Source organism: Streptomyces sp. NBC_00158 (assembly GCF_045160885.1).
GTDB lineage: Bacteria > Actinomycetota > Actinomycetes > Streptomycetales > Streptomycetaceae > Streptomyces.
This window is the reverse complement of record NZ_CP108161.1, coordinates 1734097-1757066: the sequence shown is the minus strand read 5'-3', so window position 1 is coordinate 1757066 and position 22970 is coordinate 1734097. Positions and strand designations below refer to the sequence as shown.

Here is a 22970-nt window from a genome sequence, read left to right as displayed (position 1 = left end):
CACGGCCCCCGTCGTCGGGGGCACCGCAGAGTACCGGCCTTCCAGGGGCGCTTTAACGTCAGCCCGGGGCGGCGGCCCATGTGCCCCGGTACGGGCATCGGCGCCCGCCTCGTGGGGTGTTGGAATGGTTGATTCCGGATGTACCGCGAGGGGTTCGGGCGGGGATGGTGCCCAACCGGGAAGGCCCTCTTGTGGGTTGGGGTTCAGAGTTTGAGAATGCGCATGACAACCGGAAGATCTTCGGTCGTCGCATCCTCACCAGAGGGGACCCCCCACATGAACAAGCCTCTCGCCGCCGTCGCGCTCTCCTTACTCCTCACCGGAGTGGCAGCGGCCCCGGCCATGGCCTCGGCCTCCGACACCGCGCCCGCCGTCGCGGTCACGTACGCGGGCACGGTCGCGCTCAGCAACTGCTCCGGCTCCGTCGTCCGCACCCCGAACTCCCAGCCGGGCGACCCCGCGCTCGTCCTGTCCAACGGGCACTGCCTGGAAACCGGCTTCCCGGCGGCCGGCGAAGTCCTCGTCAACCGGGCGTCCAGCCGTACGTTCTCCCTGCTCAACGCCTCCGGCTCGAAGGTCGCCACGCTGCGCGCCAGCAAGATCGCGTACGGGACGATGACGGACACGGACGTCTCGCTCTACCAGCTCACCAAGACGTACGCGCAGATCCAGAGCCAGTACGGGATAGCCGCGCTCACCCTCAACGACGCCCGCCCGGCCCAGGGTTCGTCCATCAAGGTCGTCTCCGGGTACTGGAAGCGCACCTACAGCTGCAACGTCGACGGGTTCGCGTACCGCCTCAAGGAGGGGGCCTGGACCTGGAAGGACTCGGTCCGCTACACCTCGTCCTGCAACACCATCGGCGGCACCTCCGGCTCGCCGGTGATCGACACGACGACGGGCAAGGTCGTCGCCGTCAACAACACGGGCAACGAGGACGGCCAGCGCTGCACGGACAACAACCCGTGCGAGGTCGACGCGAACGGCAACGTGACGGTCCGCCAGGGCATCAACTACGCCCAGCAGACCTACACGCTCGTCCCCTGCATCGGCCCCGGCAGCCAGATCGACCTGAACCGCCCCGGCTGCGCCGTGCCGAAGCCGTAACCCCCGCCCGTGACCGGGGCCCGCGCACGGGGCGGGCCCCGGTCACGGGGTGGGCGAGGCCCCGGTGAGGGACATCCACCGCCGGACGGTCTCCCCGTGCGACCCGTCCGCCGTGCCCGCCGCCACCGCCACCGCCGCCGCGTCCCCGTCCGAGCACGGCGCCCCGGCACGGGCCAGCAGGACGAGCGGCCACCGCGGCCCGGCGCCGGGCGGCGCCCCGTCGAACGGCACCCAGTCCCAGGGCCCGTCGAACCGCCAGGCGCGGCCCCCGCCGTCGCCGACCTCGTCACCCGGCTCCAGGAACGCGTACGGGCGCATCAGCAGCTCGAAGACGTACGGGATCCCGTTGTCCGGGTGCATCCCGTAGCCCCAGCCGTCGAGATGGCTGCCGTCCGGGAACTCCCGGTAGGACAGCCCCCGGGGCAGCACGCACACCGTCATCCCGGGGCGCGGCAGCCAGCCCGTCTCCTGCGGGGGGTCGTGCCGGTCGACCGACGTCACGTGCACCACCGTCGGCGGCACCCCGACCAGGCAGGCGTCCCCCGCCTCCAGCCGCTCGGGCGCCGGTTCGGTCCGGAACAGCTCCACCTCGGCCTCCGGGATCCGGTGGCCGCCCGTCTCCACCCCGAGCCCGACCACCCCGCTCCAGTGGTAGAACTCGCTGCCGGTGTCGACGCTCCACCACGGCCACCGCACGGACACGCAGCCGTGCCGCACGCCCCGCTCGACCACGGCCGGCGTGAACGGGCACGCGACCGACAGCACGTCCCCGGCCCGGAAGCCGGGACTGATGGCGTAAGTCATCGGCCCAGGCTGGGCCCGGGCACCGACAACGACCGTCGCGCACCCTCCGCGAGCCCGACCGCCCGCGCGGACGCACTCGCCGACCCGCTGGTGATCGCCGCCCCCGGTGACGGGGGTGCGGCCGGCGCCGCGCCGGGGTGGGCGTGGCTCGCTTGACACGGAAATCGAACATCCATTCTGATTGGTTATCCACAGCCGAAACGGGCGTGGGAGCGCATTGTCAGTGGCAGGCGTTAGCGTCAATGGCGTGAAGCGATCGACTCAAGCAAACCGGGTGGAACCCATGGCAGGCACCGACCGCGAGAAGGCTCTCGACGCCGCGCTCGCGCAGATTGAACGGCAATTCGGCAAGGGTGCGGTCATGCGCCTCGGCGACAAGCCGAACGACCCCATCGAGGTCATCCCCACCGGGTCGACCGCGCTGGACATCGCCCTCGGCGTCGGCGGTCTGCCGCGCGGCCGTGTGGTCGAGATCTACGGCCCGGAGTCCTCCGGTAAGACGACCCTGACCCTGCACGCCGTGGCCAACGCGCAGAAGGCCGGCGGCACCGTCGCCTTCGTGGACGCCGAGCACGCGCTCGACCCCGAGTACGCCCGCGCCCTCGGCGTGGACACCGACAACCTCATCCTGTCCCAGCCGGACACCGGCGAGCAGGCCCTCGAGATCGTCGACATGCTGGTCCGCTCCGGCGCGCTCGACCTGATCGTCATCGACTCCGTCGCGGCGCTCGTGCCGCGCGCGGAGATCGAGGGCGAGATGGGCGACTCCCACGTGGGTCTCCAGGCCCGACTGATGAGCCAGGCGCTCCGCAAGATCACCGGTGCGCTGAACCAGTCCAAGACCACCGCGATCTTCATCAACCAGCTCCGCGAGAAGATCGGCGTGATGTTCGGCTCGCCGGAGACCACGACCGGTGGCCGCGCGCTGAAGTTCTACGCCTCCGTGCGCATCGACATCCGCCGCATCGAGACCCTGAAGGACGGCACGGAAGCGGTCGGCAACCGCACCCGCTGCAAGGTCGTCAAGAACAAGGTCGCGCCCCCCTTCAAGCAGGCCGAGTTCGACATCCTCTACGGCCAGGGCATCAGCCGCGAGGGCGGCCTGATCGACATGGGCGTGGAGCACGGCTTCATCCGCAAGGCCGGCGCCTGGTACACGTACGAGGGCGACCAGCTGGGCCAGGGCAAGGAGAACGCCCGCAACTTCCTCAAGGACAACCCCGACCTCGCCAACGAGATCGAGCGGAAGATCAAGGAGAAGCTCGGCGTGGGCGTCCGCAAGGACGCCGAGGGTGACGAGCCCGCCGCCGCGCCGGCCGACGCCTCCGTGCCCGCCCCGGCATCGAAGGCCAAGCCCGCGGCCAAGGCCGCCGTGGCCAAGAGCTGACCGTGCGGGAAGAGCAGGAGAGGGGCGGCAGAGCGAAGGGCGGCCGGGAGGGCCGCCAAGAGCTCCCGCCCCAGAGTCCCGAGGAGCAGGCGCGGGCGATCTGCCTGCGCCTGCTCACCGGGATGCCGCGCACCCGGCGGCAGCTGGAGGAGGCCCTGGCGAAGCGGGGAATCCCCGACGAGGTGTCGCAGGAGGTCCTCTCCCGGTACGAGGAGGTGGGCCTGATCGACGACGCCGCCTTCGCCGGGGCATGGGTGGAGTCCCGGCACCGCGGCCGTGGCCTGGCCCGCCGGGCCCTCGCGCAGGAACTGCGGACCAAGGGGGTGCACACCACCCTCGTCCAGGAGGCCCTGGAACAGCTGGACTCCGAGCAGGAGGAGCAGACCGCCCGGGAACTCGTGGAGCGCAAGCTCCGCAGCACCCGCGGCCTGGACCGGGACAAGCGGATCCGCCGCCTCGCCGGAATGCTCGCCCGCAAGGGATACCCGGAGGGCATGGCCCTGCGGGTGGTCCGGCGCGCGCTGGAAACCGAGGACCAGGGCGCCGACGACGCCGACGGCCTGGGGTCCCCCGGGTACTGAGCCCCGGCCCCGCAGAAGGGGCCGGGTCCCGGGGGTGGGGCTAGCCCCCGCACGAGGACGCCGGGGTGCTCCAGTGCCGGGAAACCGGCGCGCGGCCAGAGTTGACCGCATGATGCTGCGTTACGCCCTTCAGACCATCCGGGACCGCAAAGCGGGCTTCCTCGGAGCCTTCGTCGCGCTCCTGTGCGCGGCGGCCCTGATCACCGCCTGCGGCACCCTCCTGGAGACCGGACTCCGCGGCCGGATCGCCACCGAACGCTACGCCGGCACCCCGGTGGTCGTCTCCGCCGACCAGAACGTCCACCAGACGACGGTCAAGGAGAAGAAGGGCAAGACCAAGACGAAGCACAAGGCCAAACCCGTCGCCGAACGGGCCTGGCTCCCGGCCTCCACCGTGGAGACCGTACGCTCCGTCCCCGGCGTCGAGCGGGCCGTGCCCGAACTGACCTTCCAGGCCGTACCGGTCCTCAAGGCCCCCGCCGACCCGGCCGGGCCCTCGTACGGGCACGCCTGGACCTCCGCCGTCCTCACCCCCTTCACCCTCGCCGAGGGCCGCGCCCCCCAGGGCGGCGACGAGGTCGTCATCGACCGCGCCCTCGCCACCCGGGCCTCACTCGCCACCGGCGCGCGGCTGACCGTCCAGGCCACCGGCGAGCCCAAGACCTACACCGTCAGCGGCATCGCGCGCACCGCCCACGGCGACCTCGCCCGCCAGACCTCCCTGTTCTTCGCCGACACCGAGGCCGAGCGGCTCGCCGCCCGCGCCGGACAGGTCACCGCCGTCGGCGTACTGCCCCGGCCCGGAGTCGACGCCGGCCGCCTCGCCGGACAGATCAGGCAGGCGCTGGCCGCCACCCCGCAGGGCGCCACCGCACAGGTCGCCGCCGGGGACGACCGCGGGCCCGTCGAGTTCCTCGACGCCGCCGGAGCACGCATCAAGCTCGTCTCCATGGGCGGAGCCATGGGCGGCACCTCCCTGCTCGTCGCGGTCCTCGTGGTCGTCGGCACCTTCGCCCTCTCCGTCCAGCAGCGCTACCGCGAACTCGCCCTGCTCCGGGCCATCGCCGCCACCCCCAAGCAGCTGCGCCGCATGATCGGCCGCGAGGCCCTGCTCGTCGGCGTCGCCGCCGGCACCGCGGGATCCCTCGCCGGACTGCCCCTCGCCGCCTGGCTGCACGGCCGCTTCGTCACCAGCGGAGTGATCCCGGCCAACCTGGAACGCACCGCCGGGATCTTCCCGATGTTCGCCGCCGTCGGAGCCAGCCTGCTCGGAGCCTGGGCCGCCGCACGCATCACCGGCCGCCGGATCGCCCGGATCCGCCCCGCCGAAGCACTGGCCGAAGCCGCCGTCGAGCGGGCACGCCCCTCCTGGATCCGGACCCTGGCCGGACTGCTCCTGCTGGCCGGCGGCGCCGTGCTGGTCGTCGTACTCGGCTCGCTGCGCACCGAGCCCGCCTCCACCCCCGTGACCTTCCTGGCCGTGGTGGTACTGGCCGGCGCGGTGTCCCTGCTCGGCCCGCTGCTGGTCCGGCTCGCCACCGCGCTGCTCGCCGGACCGCTGCGGCTCGCCGGCCCCGGCGGCAGGCTGGCCACCGCGAACCTGCGCGGCAACGCCACCCGCATGGCCTCCGCCGTCACCCCACTGACCCTCCTCATCGGCATGACCTGCACCGTGCTCTTCGTCACCCCGACCCTCGGCGACGCGGCCCGCGCCCAGGCCCGCGAAGGGGTCCGCGCCCAGTGGGTCGTCACCGCGCAGGGCCCCGGCGTGACCCCCGGCACCGCCGAGCGGATCCGCCGCACGCCGGGCGTCACCGCCGCCACCGAGATCGTGCACACCTCGGTACGCGTCGGCCTCACCAAGTACGCGGCCCAGGGCGTGACCCCGGCCGGCCTCACCCGCACCTGGGACCCCGCGGTCACCAGTGGCAGCCTCGACGGCTTCGGCGAGAACAGCGCCGCCGTCAGTGAACTCGCCGCCGACCAGCTGGGGCTGCGGCCCGGCAGCCCGCTGGCGCTCACCCTGGGCGACGGCACCCCGGTGACCCTGACCGTGTCCGCCGTGTACGGGCGGGGCCTGGGCTTCGGCGACCTGACCCTGCCGCACGGCCTCGTCGCCGCGCACGTGGACAACCCCCTCGCAGCCGGAGTGCTCGTCGCGGCGGAGCCGTCGGTAGGCCGGGAGCGGCTGGCCGCCCCGGGGGTCTCGGTACTGTCCGCGGCACAGGCCGACGCGGCCCGGGCCGAGCGGCAGGAGGCCGGCGCCGAGATCAACCTGCTGGCCATGGGCCTTGTGCTGGCCTTCACCGCCATCGCGGTGGTCAACACCCTGGCGATGTCCACCGCCGAACGGTTCCGGGAGTTCGCCATGCTGCGGCTCGCCGGGGCGAAGCGCCGGCAGGTGCTGCGGATGCTGCGCACGGAGACCCTGGCCGTGCTGCTGATCGGGGCGGTGCTCGGGTCCGGGATCTCGCTGGCCGTACTGACCGCGTTCAGCGTGGGCATGACGGGGGTGGCCGCGCCTGCGGTGCTGCCGCTGGTGTACGCGGTGGTGATCGGTGCGGCGGGGCTGCTGGCCCTGACCGCCACTGCCCTGCCGGGCCGGGCCGCGCTCCGTCTCCGCCCGGTGGAGGTCGCCACCTCCAAGGCGTGACCCCGTCCGGGGATTCCGGTGGGGCGGTGGGGTGCGGGTGGGTGGGCCGCTGCGCGGGGCCGGTTCCCCGCCCCGCCCTTCGCCCGTTCCCCGGGGCTCCGCCCCGGACCCCCTGGGGGCTCCGCCCCCAGACCCTCCCCCAGCTACCGCTGGGGGGACCCCCAGCGCCTCAAACGCCGGAGAGGCTATGAATAGCCCCGCCGGCGTTTGAGGCGACGGGCGCGCAGCGCCCGTGCGGGGTCAGGGGCGGAGCCCCTGGGAACGGTGGAAGGGCGGGTAGGGGACCCAGCCCCGCGCAGCGGCCAACCCACCCGCACACGCCCACCGGCACCAGCCACGCAAACCGGCCCCGCCCAGCGGACCGCCGGACGGAGTCCGGCGCAGCGGGCCCGAAGCCCGCGAAGCGCCCCGGCGCTGAGCGGCGCGAGGACCGCGTCAGGGAGGGACGGCCGCCCGCGGCCGCACCGCGCGAGCGGCGCGTCAAGAAGGAGTGCGGCGCGTCAAGAAGGTCGAACAACGGGCAGGCCCGCCTCCCGCCACGCCTGGAACCCGCCCGTGAGGTCCGTCGCCCGGCGCAGCCCCAACGCGTGCAGCGACACCGCGGCCAGCGAAGACGCGTAGCCCTCGTTGCAGATCACCACCACCCGCAGCTCGTGCGAGTCGGCCTCCGGGAGGCGGTGGGAGCCCAAGGGGTCCAGCCGCCACTCCAGTTCGTTGCGCTCCACGACCACCGCCCCCGGGATCAGCCCGTCCCGCTCGCGCAGCGCCTGGTAGCGGATGTCCACCAGCAGGGCCCCGTCCAGCGAGGCCTCGTACGCCTCCCGCGGGCCGACCCGGTCGTACGTCGCACGCACCCGCTCCAGCAGGGCGTCGATGCCGACGGCGCTCACTGCCAGTCCGCCGGGCGCTCGACGTGCTCCAGCCGCAGCACCGGACCGCTGCGGCTGAACCGGCGGATCAGCGGCAGCGGCGGGTAGTACGCGTGGACGGAGACCGCGTGCTCCGAGGGGGACTCGTTGAGCACCTCGTGGACGTGGTGCTCGCCGAACGCCCGCCCGCTGACCGCGCCGATGCTGCGGGTGCGGTCCAGGTCGGGGGCCAGCTCCAGGCTCTGCCAGCCCTCCGAGGGCAGCCGGACGGCCAGGGAGTGCTCCGTCAGCCGGCCCCGCGCGGTGGCGAACGCGCCCCGGGACTCGGCGTGGTCGTGCCAGCCGGTGCCGGTGCCCGGCGGCCAGCCGATCAGCCAGGCCTCGCTGCCGCCCGGCCCGTCGAGCCGGATCCAGGTGCGGCCCTCCGGGTCGAGGGGGAGCGAGTCGACGATCTCCGGGTCGGAGGCGGTGCGCAGGGCGAAGTCGAGGAGTTCCGCCGCCGTCGGGGCGGACGAGGACGTGCGGGCAGGGGCGTGCGTGTACACGGGAGGCATGGATGTGACCGTCCTGGGGTTCGCGAAGGTGCGCGCGCCGGGCCGGCAGGGCTCAGGGGCGCGCGGAGGGAAGGCGAATCAGCAGGAGGGGCGACACACGCAGCCCGCGTAGCGGAGCAGGTCCATGTGAACCCTCCGCCACAGGCGTACGTCGTTGCCGGTCATGTCCGCGAGTGAACCACGCGCCCCCGAGAGCGGTCAATCGATCACGGGGGCGGGTGTGGCGGGAGAGCCCGCCGGGGCGCCCGCCCGGACGGCGTCGGCCGCCGCGTACAGCTCGGCCGGACGGACCCCCGCGAAGGTGGCCGCCAGGTGCCCGTCCGGGCGTACCAGCAGCACGGTGTGCGCGGGCGCCCCCGGGTAGGCGTCGGCGACCAGCAGGTCGGCCGGGACCGGCAGCGCGCTCACGGCCGCCGCGAGGCGGGGCATCACCCCGGCGCTCTGCCAGTGCCGCCGGTCCCACACCCCGGTGCCCGGCGCGACCAGCAGCACCAGCAGCCGGCCCCGCCCCAGCAGGTCGCGCAGCGGGACGGTCGCCCCGTCGGGCGCGGTCACGGGTACGTTCGCGACGGGTCCGCCCGGCTCGGTCGCCGTCGGGACCTCGCGCACGGCCACGGGCGGGGCGTACGCGGGCTGCGCGCCCAGCGGACCGCGCCCCAGGTGTCCGTCCGTCAGCAGGGCCTCGGCGGACCGGCCCGTCCCCGGCAGCAGGGTCCGCAGCCCGCCCCCGCCGCGGAGTACGGGCACGGCCTGGTCGGCGGCGCGCAGCCGGGCGGCGACGGCGGTGCGGCGTTCGCCCTCGTAGCTGTCGAGCAGGGCCTCGGAGGCGCCCTGGTGCCAGGCCAGGGCCAGCTTCCAGGCGAGGTTCTCGGCGTCGCGCAGCCCCTCCTCGACGCCTTGGGTGCCGGCCGCGCCCAGCAGGTGCGCGGCGTCCCCGACGAGGAAGGCCCGGCCGTCGCGCCAGCGCAGGGCGAGCCGGTGGTGGAGGGTGTGCACGCCGGTGTCGATGAGGTCGTACGGGGGAGTCGTGCCGCCGCACCACAGGGCCAGGGTGTCCCGGATGAGGGTGACGAGGGCGTCGGGCGTGACGAGGTCCCCGCGGGCGGGCAGCAGCCAGTCGAGCCGCCACACCCCGTCGGGCAGCGGCCGGGCGGTGACCTCCTCGGGCCCGGAGGGCGGGTTGCGGTGCAGCAACGCTTCGCCGGGCCAGGGGAGTTCGGCGCGCAGGGCGGCCACCGCGCGCCGTTCGACGGCGGTCCGGCCGGGGAAGCGGATGCCGAGCAGCTTGCGCACGGTGGAGCGGGCCCCGTCGCAGCCGACGAGGTGGCTGCCGCGCCACCAGGTGCTCTCGGTGCCCCGGGCGCGGGCGGTGACCCCGTGGTCGTCCTGCTCGAAGGAGTCCAGCTTGGCGCCGGGGACCAGCTGGACCAGGGGGTGTGCGGTGGCGGCGTCGCGCAGTCCGCGTACGAGGGCGTGCTGCGGCAGGTGCAGGGGGGCCTGCCCCTCGAAGGCGCCCTCGAACGTGATCCGGCGGGATTCCTGGCGGCGCTTCATGGTGCGCCAGGCCGCGTACTGGGCGCCCTCGTCGCGCAGGGTGGTACAGCCCAGCCGGTGGGCCATGGCGGCGGTGTCGGAGTGCAGCACGACACTGCGGGCGGGCCGGGGCTCGTCCTTGCCGGGGCCCTCGTCGAGCAGGACGCTGGGCACGCCGTGTCCGGCCAGGGCGAGGGACAGGGACAGCCCGACGGGCCCCGCGCCTACGACGATCACCGGGTCCATGATGCGGCTCCCGATGTCCGGTATGTGATCACAGAACGTATGCAACCCACTGGAGGTTCCGGCGTCAAGTGACACCCGGCCGGGACAGCACTGTGTGGTGCGGCGGAGGATTCCGCCGCACCACACGGGCTACGCACTATGACTGACCCTACGTCAGCCCTCCGGCGGCCTTCCGGCCGGGCTGGAGCCGGGCTGGACCGGTCAGGCCGCCGAGTTGGCTCCGGTCGCCATGTCGTTGACATCGCCCACGCCGACCACGGTGCCGGTGCTCTTCTTCGACTTGCGCAGCCGGCCCTCCATCCAGGAGGCGAAGGAGGTGAGGGCGAAGTTCACGCCGATGTAGAGCAGGGCGATCACCACGAGCGTGGCGATGGTGTTGGCGTAGTTCGCCGAGATCTGCCGGTTCGCAGCGAGCAGGTCGTTCACGCCGAGCAGCGAGCCGCCGAGGGCGGTGTCCTTGAGGATCACCACGAGCTGGCTGACCAGGGCCGGCAGCATCGCCGTGACGGCCTGCGGGATCAGGACGTGGACCATGGTCTGGCCCTTGCGCATGCCGATCGCCTTGGCGGCGTCGGTCTGCCCGCGGGGCAGGGACAGCACACCGGCCCGGACGATTTCGGCGATGACCGAGGCGTTGTACAGGACCAGGCCGATCACGACCGCGTACAGCGGGCGGAAGTCCGAGGACACGGCGGGGACGAACTGCACGATGAAGACGGAGCCGAACATCATCAGCATCAGCACCGGAACGGCGCGGAAGAACTCGACGACCGTGCCGACCGGGATGCGCACCCAGGCGTGGTCGGAGAGCCGGCCCATGCCCAGCAGGGCGCCCAGCGGCAGGGCGATCACCATGGCGATCGCGCCGGCCTTCAGCGTCTCCAGCAGGCCGGGGATCAGGTAGGTGGTCCAGATCCGGCTGTCGGTGACGAAGGGGGTCCACTTGTCGGCGTCGAGCTGGCTCTTCTCCGCCATGACGGACAGGATCCACCAGGCGGCCAGTGCGAACAGGACCAGGAAGACGGCCGTGTAGATCCAGTTGCGCGCCTTGGCCTTGGGGCCGGGCACGTCGTACAGCACGGAGCTGGTGCTCATCGCTTCACCGCCACTCGCTTGGCCACCCAGCCCAGCAGCAGACCGGTGGGCAGGGTCAGCAGGACGAAGCCGAGGGCGAAGACCCCGAAGATGGCGAAGAGCGCGTCCGCTTCGTTCTCGATCATTTCCTTCATCAGCAGGGCCGCTTCGGCCACGCCGATGGCCGCGGCCACCGTGGTGTTCTTGGTGAGCGCGATCAGTACGTTGGCGAGCGGCGCGATGACGGCCCGGAAGGCCTGGGGGAGCACGATCAGGGTGAGCACCTGGAAGAAGCTCAGCCCCAGCGCGCGGGCCGCCTCGGCCTGGCCGACGGGCACGGTGTTGATGCCCGAGCGCAGTGCCTCGCAGACGAAGGTGCCGGTGTAGGCGGTCAGCGCGAGGACGGCGAGGCGGAAGCCGGTCTCCTTGGACGTGTCGCCGCCCAGGTTGATCGTGAGCGTCTGGAAGAGGCCCAGCGAGCAGCCGATGATCAGCAGGGTCAGCGGTGTGTTGCGGACCAAGTTGACGTACGCGGTGCCGAAGGCCCGCATCAGCGGGACCGGGCTGACCCGCATCCCGGCCAGGGCGGTGCCCCATATCAGGGAACCCACCGCCGAGTAGAGGGTGAGCTGAACCGTCACCCAGAAGGCTCCGAGCAGGTCGTACTGCCCGGAATCAAGAAAGTCGAACACGTTGCCCTGCGCTCTCCCCAGGATGGCCGGTGGGGCGCGCCGCCGCCCGCGGACGGGCGGGCGGCGACGCACCCCACCGGGAAATCAGCTGCCTTCGGTGATCTGCGGGGCAGGCTCGTTCTTGTAGCCGGCCGGGCCGAGGTTCTTCTTGATGGCCGCTTCCCAGGAACCGTCCGAGACCATCTTCTTCAGCGCGGCGTTGATCTTGGTCTGGAGCTCCTTGTCGCCCTTCTTCAGACCGATGCCGTAGTTCTCGTTGCTCATGCTCAGGCCGACGAGCTTGAACTTGCCCTTGTTCTTCTCCTGCGCGGCGTAACCGGCGAGGATCGAGTTGTCCGTGGTCAGCGCGTCCACGGCCTTGTTCTCCAGGCCGGTGAGGCACTCGGAGTAGCCCGGGAACTCCTGAAGGTCGGCGTCCTTGGCGACGTCCTTCTTGATGTTCTGCGCCGAGGTCGAACCGGTGACGGAGCAGAGCTTCTTCTTGTTGAGGTCCTCGACCTTGGTGATCGAGTTGTCGTCGGCGCGGACCAGCAGGTCCTGGTGGGCCAGGAAGTACGGGCCGGCGAAGTCGACGCGCGCCTTGCGCTTGTCGTTGATCGAGTACGTGGCGGCGATGAACTTCACGTCTCCGTTGGAGATCAGGTTCTCGCGCTCGGCGCTGACGGCCTGCTTCCACTCGATCTGGTCCGGCTGGTAGCCGAGCTCCTTGGCGACGTAGGTCGCCACGTCGACGTCGAAGCCCTCGAACTTGCCGTCCGGGGTCTTCAGGCCCAGGCCCGGCTGGTCGAACTTGATGCCGATGACGATCTTGTCCGTCTTGCCGCCGCCGGACGGACCGCCGTCGCTCGCCGCGTCCTTGCTGCCGCCGCCACAGGCGGTCGCCGTCAGGGCGAGAACGACGGCCGTGGCAACGGCAGCGCCGGTCTTGAGAACCTTCATGGTGAACTTCCCTCGGGTGAGACGTTGTTGAACGACGAGCAGGACACGTCGTGGGGCGACGGCACGGGCCGCCGATCGGATCACTACCAGACGAGAGCGTCAGTGGTGCAGGATCTTCGAGAGGAAGTCCTTGGCGCGGTCGCTCTTCGGGGCGCTGAAGAACTGCTCCGGGGCGGCCTGTTCGACGATCTTCCCGTCCGCCATGAACACGACCCGGTCGGCCGCCGAACGGGCGAAGCCCATCTCGTGCGTGACGACGACCATCGTCATGCCCTCGCGGGCGAGCTGCTGCATGACCTCCAGCACCTCGTTGATCATCTCCGGGTCCAGCGCCGAGGTGGGCTCGTCGAAGAGCATCACCTTCGGGTCCATCGCCAGCGCCCGGGCGATCGCCACGCGCTGCTGCTGGCCACCGGACAGCTGCGCCGGGTACTTGTCGGCCTGCGCGCCGACGCCCACCCGGTCCAGCAGCGCCTTCGCCTTCTCCAGGGCCGTCGCCTGGTCCGTCTTGCGGACCTTGAGCTGACCCAGCATCACGTTCTGCAGCACCGTCTTGTGCGCGAACAGGTTGAACGACTGGAAGACCATGCCCACGTCCGCGCGCAGCCGGGCAAGTTCCCTGCCCTCGGCCGGAAGCGGCTTCCCGTCCAGCGTGATGCTGCCCGAGTCGATGGTCTCCAGCCGGTTGATGGTCCGGCACAGCGTCGACTTGCCCGAGCCCGAGGGCCCGATCACCACGACGACCTCACCGCGGGCAATGCTCAGATCGATGTCCTGAAGCACGTGCAGCGCGCCGAAGTGCTTGTTGACGTTGCTCAGTACGACCAGGTCGTCGGCGGCACCGGCCGCATCCTCCACGTCCTTGGTCACTGATACTCCGCTCATCGGCTTCTTGCTCCGTCCTCCGTCGGTTGGGAGGAATGTAGTGACGAGATGAGCACACCGTCAGCACATCTGAGGGAGAATTGAGCATAACGAAACGGCCTCGCACCGATACGCTCCGTACCCGGTACCCACGAAGGCCGCGATGTACTCGTACCGGGTGCATAACGGAAGACTCGCCGGACCGGAACCCTCTTGACGTGGGACTCTCCCATGGGCGTGGATGCATGGTGACCATGTGTACGGAAGCTGAAGCGGAAGAAGCCGGAAGGGGGACGCCATGAGGCTGCTGCTCGTCGAGGACGACGACCACGTCGCCGCCGCCCTGTCGGCGATCCTCGCCCGGCACGGCTTCCAGGTGACCCACGCCCGCAACGGCGAGGAGGCCCTCCAGGCCCTGCTGCCCGCCGGCGCCAAGCCCTTCGGCGTGGTCCTCCTGGACCTGGGCCTGCCCGACCAGGACGGCTACGAGGTCTGCGGCAAGATCCGCAAGCGCACCTCCACGCCCGTCATCATGGTCACCGCCCGCGGCGACGTCCGCTCGCGCATCCACGGCCTGAACATGGGCGCCGACGACTACGTGGTCAAGCCGTACGACACCGGCGAGCTCCTCGCCCGCATCCACGCCGTCGCCCGGCGCACCGGCGCCTCCGACGAGGCCGCCGCCCCCGAGAGCGCCCCCGGCACGGTCCGGCTCGGCCCCGTCGCCGTGGAGCTGCCCACCCGCCGCGTCACCGTGAACGGCACCGACGTACCCCTCACCCGCAAGGAGTTCGACCTGCTGGCCCTGCTCGCGCAGCGGCCCGGCGTCGTCTTCCGCCGCGAGCAGATCATCAGCGAGGTCTGGCGCACCAGCTGGGAGGGCACCGGCCGCACCCTGGAGGTGCACGTCGCCTCGCTGCGCTCCAAGCTCGGCATGCCCGCCCTCATCGAGACCGTCCGCGGGGTGGGCTACCGGCTCGTCACCCCGGCCGCCCCCTAGCGGGGTCCCCGCCGTGCGCACCCGGCTGCTCCCGCTCCTGGTCATCCTGATGGCGGGCGTCCTGATCGCGCTCGGCCTCCCGCTCGCCGTCAGCCTGGCCGCCGCCCAGCAGCAGCGGGTGGTGGTCGACCGCATCGACGACAGCGCCCGCTTCGCGGCCCTCGCACAGTTCGTCATCGACGCCGAGGGCTCCGGAGCCAGCGGCGCCGACGACCGCCGCAACACCCTCCAGCTCGAACTCGCCCGCTACCACGAGCTGTACGGCATCCGCGTCGGCATCTTCTACCGCGACGACAACGCCATGGTCCGCTCCCCCGGCTGGTGGCAGCTCCCCGAGTCCACGGAAGGCCAGCGCGCCTTCCAGGACGCCCTCGCCGGCCGGCGCAGCCACGACCCCGGCCAGGTCTGGCCCTGGCAGACCAGCGGCAAACTCCTCGTCGTCTCCCCGGTCGTCCTCAACGGCGACGTCGTCGCCGTCGTCGCCACCGAATCACCCACCGACCAGATGCGCGCCCGCACCCTGCGCGGGTGGGCGGTCATCGCCGCGGGCCTCGCCGCCGCCATGCTGGTCGCCTTCGGCGCCGCCCTGCGCCTGACCAGCTGGGTGCTCAAGCCCGTACGGACCCTGGACGCCGCCGCCCACGGCATCGCCACCGGACGGATGAACTCCCGCGTCGCAGCCGCGAGCGGCCCGCCGGAACTCAGACGGCTGGCCCGCTCGTTCAACGAGATGGCTGACAACGTCGAAGAGGTACTGGAGCAGCAGCGGGCGTTCGTCGCGGACGCCTCCCACCAGCTGCGCAACCCGCTCGCCGCGCTGCTCCTGCGCATCGAGCTCCTCGCCCTCGAACTCCCCGAGGGCAACGAGGAGATCGCCTCCGTGCGCACCGAGGGCAAACGCCTCGCCCAGGTCCTGGACGACCTGCTGGACCTGGCGCTGGCCGAACACGCCTCCGCCGAGATCAGCCTCACCGACATCGGGGAGCTCGCCGCCGAACGGGTCGCCGCCTGGCGCCCCTACGCCGAGGAAAAGGGCGTACGGCTCACCGAGGCGGGCCGCACCGCCGTCACCGGCTGGGCCGACCCCATCGCCCTGTCCAGCGCCCTCGACGCCGTCATCGACAACGCCCTGAAGTTCACCCCCACCGGCGAGGAGGTCGAAGTGTCCGTCTCCGCCGAGGGACGCAGCGCGCTCGTCGTCGTCGCCGACCGGGGACCCGGCCTGACCGAGGACGAGCTGCTGCGCGTCGGCGACCGCTTCTGGCGCAGCGGCCGCCACCAGAACGTGAAGGGCTCCGGCCTCGGCCTGTCGATCTCCCGCGCCCTGCTCGCCTCGGGCGGCGGGTCCATCTCCTACGAGACGAACCCGCCGCACGGGCTGCGCGTGACGGTGGCCGTGCCCCGCACCGACCCGCAGGAGGGCTAGGGCTCAGGGCTCAGGGCCAGGGGAGCTCGGTGCGGGCCGGGGCGGAGGCGGTGTACGTCTCGTCCAGCGTCCGGAGCTCGAAGACGGCCGCCCGCTCCCCGTCCGCGCGGACGACCAGGGGCACGTGGAGGGCGGCCGCGCAGGTGCCGGCCAGGAAGCGGCGGGTGCCGTCGGGCAGGAGGCGGTGGAGCTCGTAGTGCCGGACCGGCCCGGCCGCCCGGTCCCAGCGCAGGCGGAGCCCGGCGCGGCCGTCGCCCTGCGGGGAGACGGCCTCCACCCTGAGGTGCGGGGGCGGGGCCGGGGACCGCCGCGCGGCGGTGTCGCGTACCGTCAGGGCACCGAGCCGCCAGGACACCGCCGCCTTCCCGGGCGCGGTGATCCGTACGGCAAGCGCGTACGCGGTCCTCCCGGCCAGGCGCGCGAGGGGGACGCGGGAGGTCCGCCAGCCCTGGCCGGCGCCCGCCGTCCCCGCCGCCAGCCACGTGTACGGCACCGGAGCCCCCGGGGCGGACGGCTCGCGGACGGCGACGCCGAGCTCCACGGACACCGGCGCCGCGCCGCCGCTCGTGTGGACCAGTTCCGCGACGGCGCCGCCGGTCAGGGGCAGGCGAGTCGAGTGCAGGGCGACCGTCGCCGGCCCGGTGAGCGCGCCCGCCACCAGCAGGCTGGAACCCCCGCGCCAGGCGTCCGCGAAGTCCAGGGTCACCGAGGGGCGCGCCCCGGCCGTGTCCACCACCCAGCGCCGGCCCGGGAGCCGGTCCTGGAGCGCCAGGTGGTTCCACGGCTCCTCGGAGGCGACCGCGCCGTCCTCGTACCAGCGCAGCCCGTGCCCGGTGTTGAAGGAACAGCCGAACGGCAGCCCGGCGACGGTGGAGCGGTCCGCGACGAAGGTGGCCGGGGCCCGCCAGGCGGCCTGCGGCGCGGGCCTGGACGGATCCAGGGACTCGCCCGTCCAGAACCGGTCGTCGGCGCGGTGGAAGGCGCCGGGGGAGCGGTCCGTGAGGTGGTTGCGGGTCCACTCCGGCCGGTAGAGGCCGAGACTGACCACGTGGTCGCGGTCGCGCGGCACGATCGCGTCCCAACGGACGGCGGAGTCCCAGCCCTTGGACTCCACGTCCACCGCCGCCCACAGCTCGTGGCGGCTGCGGCCGAGCCGGCCGGCGAGGGCGCCGGAGTCGGTGAGGGTGCGCGCCGTCCAGCGGAAGTCCACGAACACCGTGTCCGCGACCCGGCCCGAACGGTCCTCGAAGAACTCCTGGTTGAGCGCGTTCAGGGCGCCCTGCCAGCCGACCCTGCCGGTGATGTTCATCGCGTCGTACCAGGTGATGCGCAGCCCGTGCGGCGCGCCCGCCGCCCGCAGCGCCCGCAGGAACTCGCGCATCCGGGTGGCGAGGGCGCTGTCGCCGCCGTCCGTCTCGGCGTTGACGAACCAGCCGTCGAAGCCGTGCGCCACCGCCACGCGGACCAGCTGCTCCGCGACCGGGAACCGGCCGTCGGGCTCCCGCCGCACGAGGTCGCGCGTCCACTGGAGGTCGCCTCCGTAGGCGACGGGCGGCAGGAAGACGTTGCCCAGCACCGGGACCCCGTGGCGGTGGGCGGCGTCGACGACGGGCGCGTTCGGTGCCAGGACGAGGCCCTCGCCGGCGGAGCCGCCCCAGAAGACCAGCTCGTCGAGGTACGCCCAGTGCGTCAGGGCGTAGTGGTCGGCGGTCGCCGAGCCCTGTGAGGGATTGCGGGAGGTCGGCCCGAACGAGACCAGCGCCGATATCCGGGCCTGGCCGGCGCGGGCGCCGCGGTGCGGGGGGACGGGGGTGAAGCGCGGGGCCAGCGGCACGGACGCGGTGTTGTGGGCGAGGTCCGGGTCCGACTCCGGGTTCCAGTCGCCGAGCGAGCGCCAGACGACGCCGGGGGCGGGGGTGCCGTGGGGGAGGGAGCCGGGGAACCAGTAGGAGGCGTGGGGGGTCAGGTCGCCGGTGCCGGTGCCGGTGCCGGTGCCGGTGCCGGGCGGGGCGGTGGGTGCGGGGGCTGCTGCCGCCGGGGTGGGCGGGCCGAGGAGCGGGGCTGCGGCTCCGGCTGCGGCTCCGGCGGCTGCGGCGGCCAGGAGGGTGCGTCTGGTCGGGGGTAAGGGGGCGGGGTCGGGCATCGGAGGCTCCTCACGGTGCGACTCGGGCGGGGGTGGGGCCGGGGCCGGTGACGGGGTGGGGTGTCGTCCGGGACGGGCTTCGATGTTCGGCGCCTGATCCGTGCGTGTGCTGCCTTGCGGTACCGCGCGCCGAAAACATCTCGTTCTAGTCCCGGACGACACCCCACCCCGCCCCCGGCCCCGGCCCGGTGCCGGCCGTCATTCCAAGTCCTTGAGGTGGAGTACTTGTGTGATGCCGCGTGCGGACAGGTGGGTGGGGTCCTGCGCGCGGTCCGCCAGGACCACCGTCGGGCGGGCGCCCCGGGCCGTCAGGGAGGACCAGGCTTCGAAGAAGGGGCCGCCCGGGGCGCAGGTCGAACGGCCAACGGTTTCGTCCAGGACCAGCGCGGTGTCGCGTACGGGCGGGCGGTGCTCGCGGTCCCGCCACGCCGCGGCCACGCGGGCCAGGACGGTCCCCGCGGGCTTGGTGCGGCGGTCGTTGGTGAGCAGGCCGAGGCCGTACTCCAGCTCCGGGAAGTCCGCGAGCTCCCGGGACACGTCGTGCGAGCACCACCACGTCACTCCCCACAGCCCGGGGCAGTCCAGTGCGGCCGCCAGCGTGGCGGCCGTGAACCGGGCGGTGTGCTCCGGGGGGATCAGCGGCGCCGGCGCCCCGACCTCCTGGAGCCACACCGGGCGCGCGGGGTCCTCGGCCCAGGCCTTCGACAGCTCGACCAGGTAAGCGGCGTGGTGCTCGGTGGCCGTCCCGGTCCGGCCGTGGCGCTGCGCGGTGCCGTTGAACACCCACGAGTGCACCGCGGTGGCCGCGCCCAGCCGGGCCGCCTGGGCCGGGGTGAAGGGGTGCCCGTCCTGGTACCAGGCGGCGTCGTACTCCGCGTGCACGTGCATCCGCCCCGGCGCGCCCCGTTCGCAGGCGGCGAGCATCCGCTCCAGCCAGCGGCCCGCCTGCTCGGGGGTGATGCGGTCGGGGTCGGGGTGCGGGGGGCCGGAGAACTGGTTGATCTCGTTGCCCACCGTCATCCCGAGGAAGTTCGGCCGGCCGGCGAGGGCGGCGGCGAGGGTGCGCAGGTACTCCTCCTGGCCGGCGACGAGGTCCGGGTCGGTGAAGAGGTTCCGCCGGTGCCAGGTCCGCGTCCAGGCGGGCAGGAAGTCGAAGCTCGACAGGTGCCCCTGGAGGCCGTCCACGGCGACGTCGAGCCCGCGCGCGGCGGCCGCGTCGGCGAGGGCGATGAGCTGCTCGACGGCGCGCGGCCGGATCAGCGTGCGGTTGGGCTGGAAGAGCGGCCACAGCGGGAACACCCGTACGTGGTCCAGGCCGAGGGCGGCGATCGAATCGAGGTCGGCCCCGACCTCGGAGAGGTCGAAGTCCAGCCAGTGGTGGAACCAGCCGCGTGCCGGGGTGTAGTTGACGCCGAAGCGCAGGGTGCGGTGCATGGAGGGTCCCGGGGTTGGGGGGATGCGCCGGACGCCCACAACCTGCCGGGCCGCGCGGGGCGGGGTCAACAGTGCCTTTGCCGCCGGGCGGCCGGGTTTCGCCGGGGGTGCGGACCCGCGGGGGCGGATCGCGTACGGTCCGCCCCAACGCAGTCCACGTCACCGAGGGATGAGGCAGGCATGGCCCGCAGACCCACCATCAAGGACATCGCCCGCCGGGCCGGTGTGTCCGAGAGCGCGGTCTCCTTCGCGCTCAACGGCAGGCCGGGAGTCTCCGAGGACACCCGCGCCCGGGTCCGCCGGGTCGCCGAGGAACTGGGCTGCAGCCCAACCACGCCGCCCGGGTGCTGTCCGGCGAGCGCTGCGGGTCCGTCGGGCTGGTGCTGGCCCGGCCCGCGCACACCCTCGGCGTCGAGTCGTTCTTCCTCCAGCTCGTCTCGGGCGTACAGGAGGTGCTCTCCGCCGGGCGGACCGCGCTGCTCTTCCAGGTGGTGGAGGACATCGACGCCGAATGCGCCGTCCACCGCCGCTGGTGGGCCGAACGGCGCGTGGACGGGGTCCTCGTCGTCGACCCCCGTACGCGGGACCCGCGCCCGGAGCTGCTGGCCCGGCTCGGGCTCCCGGCCGTGTTCGTCGGCGGGACGGGGGAGCCGGTGGTGTCCGGGGAGCCGGTGGCGCCGGATTCCCCGCCGCCGCTGTCGTCCGTCTGGGCCGACGACGCCCGCGCCATGGCCGGGGTGCTGGGGCACCTCCACGGGCTCGGCCACCGCCGGATCACGCACGTCGCCGGCCTGCCCGGCCTCGCCCACACGGCCCGCCGCATCGCCTCGCTGCGCGCCGAGGCCCGCCGGCTCGGGCTCCCCGAGGGGCACGTCCGGTCGGTGCCCACCGACTACTCCGACGCCGAGGGCGCCGCCGCCACCCGCCGGGTCCTGGCCGAGCCGGACCCGCCCACCGCCCTCGTCTACGACAACGACGTGATGGCGGTGGCCGGCAGCGCGGTCGCCGCCGGGCTGGGCATCCCCGTGCCCGGCCGGCTCTCCATCGTCGCCTGGGACGACTCCGCCCTGTGCCGGGTCACCCACCCCCGGCTGACCGCGCTGGTCCGCGACACCGCCGGATTCGGGCGGCTCGCGGCCGAGGAGCTCCTCGCGCTCCTCGCGGGAGGCCCGCCCCGGGCCCGGGAGAGCGAGCTGCCCCGGCTGGAACCCCGCGAGAGTACGGCCCCGCCCTCGGCGGCATACTGAAATCCGACCCCTTCGCAGGAGCGCCTCCGTGACCACCCCCACCTCAGCCTTCCCCGTGCCGCGCGGTGCCGCCGCGGCCGCCGTCGCCGGCCCGACCGTGGCGATCGACATCGGCGGTACGAAGATCGCCGGGGCGCTGGTCCACCCCGACGGCGCGATGACCGCGGTCACCCGGCGTCCCACCCCGCGCGGCACGGACGCCGACGGGGTCATGGCGGCGGTCGCGGAGGTGGTCGCGGAACTGGCGCAGGACCCCCTGTGGGCGAAGGCCGTCCGCTGCGGCATCGGCAGCGCCGGCCCCGTGGACACCTCCCGGGGCACCGTGAGCCCGGTCAACATCGGGGCCTGGCGGGAGTTCCCCGTACAGGCGCGGACCGCCGCCGAGCTGGCCGCGCGGGGCGCCCGCATCCCGGTCGTGCTGGCCGGCGACGGCGTGGCCATGACGGCCGCCGAGCACTGGCTCGGCGCCGCCCGGGGACACGCGAACGCCCTGTGCATGGTGGTCTCCACCGGGGTCGGCGGCGGCCTGATCCTGAACAACCAGCTCCACCCCGGCCCCACCGGCAACGCCGGTCACATCGGCCACATCAGCGTCGCCTTCGACGGTGAGCGGTGCGTCTGCGGGGGCCACGGCTGCGTCGAATCCCTCGCCTCCGGGACCGCCATCGCCCGCTGGGCCCTCGCCCAGGGCTGGACCGGCCCCGACCCCACCGCGGCGGGCGTCGCCGCCTCCGCCGCGGCCGGCGACCCGGTGGCGGTGGCCGCCTTCGACCGCGCCGGGCGGGCCCTCGCGGCGGCCATCGCCGCGACCGCCACCCTCGTCGAGACCGACATCGCGGTGATCGGGGGCGGGGTCGCCGCCAGCGGGGACACCCTCTTCGCACCGATCCGGAGGCACCTGGCCTCGTACGCGACCCTGTCCTTCGTCAAGGACCTCCAGGTCGTCCCGGCCACCCTCGGCACCCACGCCGGGCTGATCGGCGCGGCCGCCGCCGCGATGATGCTGCTGCCTACGGCTTGACCGAGCGGTAGTACCGCCGGGCCCCCTCGTGCAGGTCCAGCGGATCCGTGTAGATCGCCGTCCGCAGGTCCACCAGCTGGGCGGCGTGCACCTGGTGCCCGATCCGGTCCCGGCTGAGGATCACCGTCCGGGTGAACTGCTCGGTCAGCTCCGCACTGGTGTCCTCCCGGGTCACCAGCAGGTTCGGCACGGCGAGCGTCGCCACCGCCGAGGTGTTGCGGGCCCGCGCGTACGCGTCCTGCGGCATCACCGCGGCGCGGTAGTAGCGGGCCGGGCTGCCGCTGGCCTGGAGCTGCTCGACCAGGTCGCCCAGCTGCACGAGCCGGATGTCGAAGCGCTCCGAAAGCTCGCGCACCGCGTTCGTCGGAAGGCCGCCCGACCAGAAGAAGGCGTCGATCCGCCCCGCCTCCAGCTCGGCGGGCATGGTGTCGATGCCGATCCCGACGGCGGTGATGTCCTTGTGCGGGTTCAGCTTCGCCGCCGTCAGCAGCCGCTCCGAGACCAGCCTGACGCCGGAGCCGTCCTGGCCCACCGCGACCCGCTTGCCCCGCAGGTCGCGGGCCGACTGCACCGGCGAACCCGCCGGCACCACCAGCTGCACGTAGTCGTCGTAGAGCCGCGCGCAGCCCCGCAGCCGGTCCGCGCCCTGCTTCCCGTCGGCCCGGTACTTGGAGACCGCGTCCGCCGTGGCGATCGTGAAGTCCGCCTGCCCCGCGGCCACCCGCTGGAGGTTCTGCTGCGAACCCTCGCTGGGCTCCAGCCGCACCTCCACCCCGGGCATGTCCTGCGCGAGCGCCCCCTCCAGCAGCTGCCCGTAGCGGTGGTAGACACCCGTACGCACACCCGTGCTGAAGGTCAGCCCGCCCTTGAGCTCCGGCTCCGCAAAGGGCCTCGGCCACCACAGCAGCCCCCCGAGCACGACCAGCACGGCGACCAGCCCCAGAACGAGGCGGCGCCGGCTGATGCGGGGAGGTACGAGGGGCATGCCGGGATCCTCCCACCCGCCCCGCCGTCCTGTCACGGCCGGCCCGCCCCCGCCGCCCGGCGCGGCCCTCCCGCGAGCGGAGCGCGAACCCTGCCCGGCCCGTACGGGCCCGGCGGGGGCCCGGTTCCGGCGGACGCGGCCTCGCCCCCGGCCCCGCCCTGCCCGGTACGGCCCGGCGGGGGCCCGGTTCCGGCGGAACGTGGCGTCGATTCTCCGGCCCCGCCCTGCCCGGTACGGCTCGGCGGGGGCCCGGTTCCGGCGGAACGTGGCGGTGGCTCCGGCCCCGCACGGCGACCGCACGGCGCTGCCGGGAGCGGGGCGGGAAGCGCCGCCGCGCCCGCCGGAACCGGCCGACGGGCGGCTCAGGCGGCCCGACCCGCGCTGCCGGCCCCGGCTTCCGCCCTGCCCGCA

General features: G+C 73.6%; 19 protein-coding genes and 1 pseudogene. 8 read left to right on the top strand and 12 right to left on the bottom strand.

What is annotated here, in order from left to right; genetic code table 11:
* Nucleotides 1-276 precede the first annotated feature (276 nt).
* A complete protein-coding gene (locus tag OG553_RS07765; protein WP_405978288.1) occupies nucleotides 277-1107 on the top strand; it encodes a serine protease in 831 nt (276 codons plus the stop codon).
* Nucleotides 1108-1149: 42 nt separating this feature from the next.
* Here the strand turns inward: OG553_RS07765 and OG553_RS07760 are convergent, their stop codons facing one another.
* Nucleotides 1150-1911 carry a hypothetical protein gene (locus OG553_RS07760; protein ID WP_405978287.1) on the bottom strand — a complete coding sequence of 254 codons (762 nt, stop codon included), beginning with the start codon at nucleotides 1909-1911 and terminating at the stop codon, nucleotides 1150-1152.
* A gap of 283 nt (nucleotides 1912-2194) precedes the next feature.
* Here OG553_RS07760 and recA point away from each other — a divergent pair, with 283 nt between their 5' ends.
* The 3 genes from recA to OG553_RS07745 all read left to right on the top strand — a co-directional run bounded on the left by recA (nucleotide 2195) and on the right by OG553_RS07745 (nucleotide 6532).
* Entirely contained in the window at nucleotides 2195-3298 is a 1104-nt protein-coding gene (recA, locus tag OG553_RS07755; protein WP_405978286.1) for a recombinase RecA, read from the top strand.
* Entirely contained in the window at nucleotides 3253-3879 is a 627-nt protein-coding gene (gene recX / locus OG553_RS07750) for a recombination regulator RecX (protein ID WP_405982986.1), read from the top strand. The genes recA and recX overlap by 46 nt, the downstream gene beginning before the upstream one ends.
* A gap of 109 nt (nucleotides 3880-3988) precedes the next feature.
* Nucleotides 3989-6532: an FtsX-like permease family protein gene (locus OG553_RS07745; protein WP_405978285.1), complete on the top strand. Its 2544-nt coding sequence runs from the start codon at nucleotides 3989-3991 to the stop codon at nucleotides 6530-6532.
* A gap of 500 nt (nucleotides 6533-7032) precedes the next feature.
* Here the strand turns inward: OG553_RS07745 and OG553_RS07740 are convergent, their stop codons facing one another.
* The 8 genes from OG553_RS07740 to OG553_RS07705 form a co-directional block, all read right to left on the bottom strand.
* Nucleotides 7033-7422 carry a rhodanese-like domain-containing protein gene (locus OG553_RS07740; protein ID WP_405978284.1) on the bottom strand — a complete coding sequence of 130 codons (390 nt, stop codon included), beginning with the start codon at nucleotides 7420-7422 and terminating at the stop codon, nucleotides 7033-7035.
* Entirely contained in the window at nucleotides 7419-7955 is a 537-nt protein-coding gene (locus OG553_RS07735; protein ID WP_405978283.1) for a cysteine dioxygenase, read from the bottom strand. The genes OG553_RS07740 and OG553_RS07735 overlap by 4 nt, the downstream gene beginning before the upstream one ends.
* A gap of 78 nt (nucleotides 7956-8033) precedes the next feature.
* Entirely contained in the window at nucleotides 8034-8081 is a 48-nt protein-coding gene (locus OG553_RS07730) for a hypothetical protein (RefSeq protein WP_311314449.1), read from the bottom strand.
* A 72-nt stretch (nucleotides 8082-8153) separates the two neighbouring features.
* Nucleotides 8154-9734, bottom strand: a complete 1581-nt coding sequence (locus OG553_RS07725; RefSeq protein WP_405978282.1) for an FAD-dependent monooxygenase — start codon at nucleotides 9732-9734, stop codon at nucleotides 8154-8156.
* Nucleotides 9735-9935: 201 nt separating this feature from the next.
* Nucleotides 9936-10829: an amino acid ABC transporter permease gene (locus tag OG553_RS07720; RefSeq protein WP_405978281.1), complete on the bottom strand. Its 894-nt coding sequence runs from the start codon at nucleotides 10827-10829 to the stop codon at nucleotides 9936-9938.
* A complete protein-coding gene (locus OG553_RS07715) occupies nucleotides 10826-11500 on the bottom strand; it encodes an amino acid ABC transporter permease (protein WP_405978280.1) in 675 nt (224 codons plus the stop codon). The genes OG553_RS07720 and OG553_RS07715 overlap by 4 nt, the downstream gene beginning before the upstream one ends.
* An 84-nt stretch (nucleotides 11501-11584) precedes the next feature.
* The gene (locus tag OG553_RS07710; RefSeq protein ID WP_405978279.1) at nucleotides 11585-12439 is read right to left on the bottom strand and encodes a glutamate ABC transporter substrate-binding protein; all 855 of its coding nucleotides are present in this window, start codon (nucleotides 12437-12439) and stop codon (nucleotides 11585-11587) included.
* 99 nt (nucleotides 12440-12538) lie between these two features.
* Nucleotides 12539-13324, bottom strand: a complete 786-nt coding sequence (locus OG553_RS07705) for an amino acid ABC transporter ATP-binding protein (protein ID WP_042801963.1) — start codon at nucleotides 13322-13324, stop codon at nucleotides 12539-12541.
* 277 nt (nucleotides 13325-13601) lie between these two features.
* Here OG553_RS07705 and OG553_RS07700 point away from each other — a divergent pair, with 277 nt between their 5' ends.
* Both OG553_RS07700 and OG553_RS07695 read left to right on the top strand, forming a co-directional pair.
* Complete coding sequence (locus OG553_RS07700) at nucleotides 13602-14303, top strand: response regulator transcription factor (protein WP_405978278.1); 702 nt, start codon at nucleotides 13602-13604, stop codon at nucleotides 14301-14303.
* A 13-nt stretch (nucleotides 14304-14316) separates the two neighbouring features.
* Nucleotides 14317-15729, top strand: a complete 1413-nt coding sequence (locus tag OG553_RS07695) for an ATP-binding protein (RefSeq protein WP_405978277.1) — start codon at nucleotides 14317-14319, stop codon at nucleotides 15727-15729.
* Nucleotides 15730-15739: 10 nt separating this feature from the next.
* On the opposite strand, the gene OG553_RS07690 is transcribed toward OG553_RS07695, so the two are convergent.
* Together OG553_RS07690 and OG553_RS07685 are read right to left on the bottom strand one after the other, a co-directional pair.
* On the bottom strand, nucleotides 15740-17872 hold the full coding sequence (locus OG553_RS07690; RefSeq protein WP_405978276.1) for an endo-beta-N-acetylglucosaminidase: 2133 nt from the start codon (nucleotides 17870-17872) through the stop codon (nucleotides 15740-15742).
* A gap of 198 nt (nucleotides 17873-18070) precedes the next feature.
* A complete protein-coding gene (locus tag OG553_RS07685) occupies nucleotides 18071-19306 on the bottom strand; it encodes a glycosyl hydrolase (protein WP_405978275.1) in 1236 nt (411 codons plus the stop codon).
* Between the two features lie 180 nt (nucleotides 19307-19486).
* Between OG553_RS07685 and OG553_RS07680 the strand changes: the two are divergent.
* Nucleotides 19487-20553, top strand: a pseudogene (locus OG553_RS07680) (LacI family DNA-binding transcriptional regulator).
* A 55-nt stretch (nucleotides 20554-20608) separates the two neighbouring features.
* On the top strand, nucleotides 20609-21574 hold the full coding sequence (locus OG553_RS07675) for an ROK family protein (RefSeq protein WP_405982985.1): 966 nt from the start codon (nucleotides 20609-20611) through the stop codon (nucleotides 21572-21574).
* Here the strand turns inward: OG553_RS07675 and OG553_RS07670 are convergent.
* Nucleotides 21564-22559 carry a TAXI family TRAP transporter solute-binding subunit gene (locus OG553_RS07670; RefSeq protein WP_405978274.1) on the bottom strand — a complete coding sequence of 332 codons (996 nt, stop codon included), beginning with the start codon at nucleotides 22557-22559 and terminating at the stop codon, nucleotides 21564-21566. The genes OG553_RS07675 and OG553_RS07670 overlap by 11 nt on opposite strands.
* Nucleotides 22560-22970 lie beyond the last annotated feature (411 nt).

Bases quoted from the DNA above. Each gene is read 5' to 3' on its own strand.
- OG553_RS07765 (WP_405978288.1), top strand. From the start codon at position 277: ATGAACAAGCCTCTCGCCGCCGTCGCGCTCTCCTTACTCCTCACCGGA.
- OG553_RS07760 (WP_405978287.1), bottom strand. From the start codon at position 1,911: ATGACTTACGCCATCAGTCCCGGCTTCCGGGCCGGGGACGTGCTGTCG.
- recA (WP_405978286.1), top strand. From the start codon at position 2,195: ATGGCAGGCACCGACCGCGAGAAGGCTCTCGACGCCGCGCTCGCGCAG.
- OG553_RS07745 (WP_405978285.1), top strand. From the start codon at position 3,989: ATGATGCTGCGTTACGCCCTTCAGACCATCCGGGACCGCAAAGCGGGC.
- OG553_RS07735 (WP_405978283.1), bottom strand. From the start codon at position 7,955: ATGCCTCCCGTGTACACGCACGCCCCTGCCCGCACGTCCTCGTCCGCC.
- OG553_RS07725 (WP_405978282.1), bottom strand. From the start codon at position 9,734: ATGGACCCGGTGATCGTCGTAGGCGCGGGGCCCGTCGGGCTGTCCCTG.
- OG553_RS07720 (WP_405978281.1), bottom strand. From the start codon at position 10,829: ATGAGCACCAGCTCCGTGCTGTACGACGTGCCCGGCCCCAAGGCCAAG.
- OG553_RS07710 (WP_405978279.1), bottom strand. From the start codon at position 12,439: ATGAAGGTTCTCAAGACCGGCGCTGCCGTTGCCACGGCCGTCGTTCTC.
- OG553_RS07705 (WP_042801963.1), bottom strand. From the start codon at position 13,324: ATGAGCGGAGTATCAGTGACCAAGGACGTGGAGGATGCGGCCGGTGCC.
- OG553_RS07700 (WP_405978278.1), top strand. From the start codon at position 13,602: ATGAGGCTGCTGCTCGTCGAGGACGACGACCACGTCGCCGCCGCCCTG.
- OG553_RS07690 (WP_405978276.1), bottom strand. From the start codon at position 17,872: ATGCCCGACCCCGCCCCCTTACCCCCGACCAGACGCACCCTCCTGGCC.
- OG553_RS07685 (WP_405978275.1), bottom strand. From the start codon at position 19,306: ATGCACCGCACCCTGCGCTTCGGCGTCAACTACACCCCGGCACGCGGC.
- OG553_RS07670 (WP_405978274.1), bottom strand. From the start codon at position 22,559: ATGCCCCTCGTACCTCCCCGCATCAGCCGGCGCCGCCTCGTTCTGGGG.